4 protein-coding genes and 2 pseudogenes are annotated in these 2,577 nt (G+C 49.5%); 1 reads left to right on the top strand and 5 read right to left on the bottom strand.

Features of this window, described 5'->3' with window-relative positions; translation table 11 throughout:
* Positions 1–180: pseudogene (locus B9Z54_RS06850) on the top strand (MFS transporter); the annotation flags it as partial.
* 17 nt (positions 181–197) lie between these two features.
* Here the strand turns inward: B9Z54_RS06850 and B9Z54_RS06845 are convergent.
* The 5 genes and pseudogenes from B9Z54_RS06845 to B9Z54_RS06830 form a co-directional block, all read right to left on the bottom strand.
* Positions 198–1,133: an arsenic resistance protein gene (locus B9Z54_RS06845; RefSeq protein WP_113927704.1), complete on the bottom strand. Its 936-nt coding sequence runs from the start codon at positions 1,131–1,133 to the stop codon at positions 198–200.
* A gap of 56 nt (positions 1,134–1,189) precedes the next feature.
* Positions 1,190–1,384 carry a hypothetical protein gene (locus B9Z54_RS06840; RefSeq protein WP_113927703.1) on the bottom strand — a complete coding sequence of 65 codons (195 nt, stop codon included), beginning with the start codon at positions 1,382–1,384 and terminating at the stop codon, positions 1,190–1,192.
* A 106-nt stretch (positions 1,385–1,490) separates the two neighbouring features.
* Positions 1,491–1,871: a cysteine hydrolase family protein gene (locus B9Z54_RS06835; protein ID WP_275887793.1), complete on the bottom strand. Its 381-nt coding sequence runs from the start codon at positions 1,869–1,871 to the stop codon at positions 1,491–1,493.
* 32 nt (positions 1,872–1,903) lie between these two features.
* A pseudogene (locus B9Z54_RS26130) lies at positions 1,904–2,011 on the bottom strand (cysteine hydrolase); the annotation flags it as partial.
* Positions 2,012–2,105: 94 nt separating this feature from the next.
* The coding region (locus tag B9Z54_RS06830) for a hypothetical protein (protein WP_113927702.1) at positions 2,106–2,577 on the bottom strand (472 nt) is incomplete at its 5' end.

Below are 2,577 nucleotides of genomic sequence, written 5' to 3'. Positions count from 1 at the left end.
AGTATCAGCGGGCTGGCGACGTCTGTCATGGTGCTCGGTTCTGCGGTCGGTCCGCTTCCGTTCGGAATCGCCTACGACCTGTTCGGGAACTATGAACTGATTATTTGGTATTCGCTCGTCTTCCCGCTTATCGGTATAATAGCCGCTGCATTGGCAGTGAAGCCGACGCTTATTCGCTGATTGATCGCGGATGGCGGTCAGCCTTGGTTTAATCGTTGAATCACGAATGAGACGATGATGAGCACCGGCAACTCAATTAACGGACCGATGACCAGTACGAGGGCGATGAGCGGTTCGTTCGGAAAAGCGGTCGTGGCGACAGCAAGGGCAATCGGAGAGTTGCGGGCGAGCGTCGTCATCTGCAGACTCGTCACGGTCGCACCCTCATGAAACAGCTTCTTACCGACACGTCGACTGATCACGAAGTTGACGACAAAAAATAAAAGCAATGGGATGAGTAAGAGGCCCAAGATTGAAATATGTTCGATTAATAGACGACCTTGCGAAGCAAAAATCGACATCACGGCCAAGCTTAAGAGGAAAATTGGCCAAGCACCGATACGCTCGAGTCGCCGCAATTGTCTGGATTTAGTCAGAAAATAACGCACACCAAGCGCCAAACCGAGCGGCATCATGAGCACGACTAGACTGTGGAGCAGTAGCGACATCGAGATGTCACTCGACGTTCCCGTTAACAGATGAAGGTAGACTGGCAATAAGGCGAGTTGAAGAACAAGGTTGAGCGGTAAAATGCTTAGTGACGCGACGACATCACCTTTAGCGAGACCGGTAAAAATGATATACCAATCTGTGCAAGGTGTGACCATCAACATAATGAAGCCGATCCAAAGCGCCGGTTGTTCAGATAAAAAGATGTTGGCGATGGCCCAGGCGAATAGGGGTGTCCAAACGAAATTGAGGATGAGACTGGACAAGGCGAACGTCCGGTTCGAGAATGAATGCTGGATTTGGGCGAACGGGATTTGGATGAACGTGAAAAATAACATCGCCATGAGCAAAGGTAAGATTGCGAAGTCAGCCATCGACCGGATAGAATTGACGGACCCTAATATAAGGCCGAGCAGGATGGATAGCAAGATAATGACTGGATATAGTTTTTCAAATCGACTCAATTAGGCACCTCTTTTCTGTTGTTAAAAACGTACCATAAAAAAACTCGATGAACGAGTCATCGAGTGATGAAATAGTATAACAGGCCGAGTGCCATGAATGAGACAGGGAACAAGACGATATACGTCCACGACACCATCGACCAACTTTTCTTTTGACTGTAGTCTGACTTGTCTTTTCCGAGTCCGACCATGATCGTAAAAATGAGGGCAATCAAGCAAACGAGTAGCGATAATCCGATTGTGAGATACATGTTGTCACATCCTTCATGGTTTCTTCATACCTCTAGCATAGCTGAAAATGAAACGAAAAAGCCTCTGAAATGTTGGGATTATGTGTCCAACAGTCAGAGGCTTTTATCACACCTGGGTAGCTTTTATATACGTATCTGCATCGTCGATTGGGATGCCAAGCGCCTCGTGGATGACGATCAAGGCGCTAGCATTACGTTTATCGGTCTCGGCGGCGACGCAGTCGCGCGGGACGTGGAGATCATATTCGCGCATATAACCGTCGTTCGCCGAGAACAAGATGCAAATGTCCGAGGCGACGCCGGTCAGGACGAGCGATGTGACGTCAAGCTGTCGCAACAAGATGTCGAGCTGCGTTCCGTAAAACGTCGAATGTCTCGGTTTGATGATGAAGTATTCTTTGTCTTCCGGAGCGATCCGTTTGGCGATGGCGCTGCCTTTTCGAGGAATCGACGTGACGAATGATGTCCTCGGTGCTGTCTTTTCCACTGCCCGAAGTTGTCATTGCAGTAGATGACCGGCCAGTCGTTCTCTTTAAAGTGACGTTTCAGTTTCAAAATCGGCTCGACGATCGGTTTGGTGTTGTTGAACAAATCGTCCCCGCCGACAAAGTCGAAGTCGTTGAACATGTCGATGATGAGTAACGCCGTCTTTGACATCGTGGTCCCTCCATTCAAAGAAGTCTCTGTATAGGAAGTACCACACTCGTTCAGACGTTAATCGTCATTCGGCGAACGTTTTACTGCGGAACATGAACGCCGTGATGATATAGAAGGCGACGATGTGAATCAAGACGTAAAACGCCGAGAACCAAATCGTCACGTCCATCGTCTCCATGAAGCCAGGGCTTTGATAGTAGATCGACAAATCCGTGTGCAAGAAGACGATCCACTTGGCGATGGCTGGTTTCCATGTGATGAGAAGCCCACCGATCATCGTCGAGACGAAGTTCGCGAGCACGGTGAAGCCGATCACGACGCCGACCGATTTAAAGACGACCGAGAACATGAGCGTCAAGAAGATGACGAACACGCCGCTCGACACACTAAGTAAGATGTTGCGGAACTGTTCGAGCGTCAACTCTCCCTCGAGCGTCAACGCAAAACCGTATGTGACGGCAAGGATGAACACGAACTGGGCGAGCATGATGAGGAGGGCGGCCACGAGTTTCGATAGTAGAATCCGATCGCGCGAG

Origin of the sequence: Bacillus sp. P14.5 (assembly GCF_003316765.1) — a bacterium.
GTDB lineage: Bacteria > Bacillota > Bacilli > Bacillales > Bacillaceae_B > Rossellomorea.
The sequence above is the reverse complement of the archived record's forward strand: the minus strand, read 5'-3'. Positions and strand labels throughout refer to the sequence as shown.

Coding starts and splice junctions, on each gene's coding strand:
- B9Z54_RS06840 (WP_113927703.1), bottom strand. CDS start 1,384: ATGTATCTCACAATCGGATTATCGCTACTCGTTTGCTTGATTGCCCTC.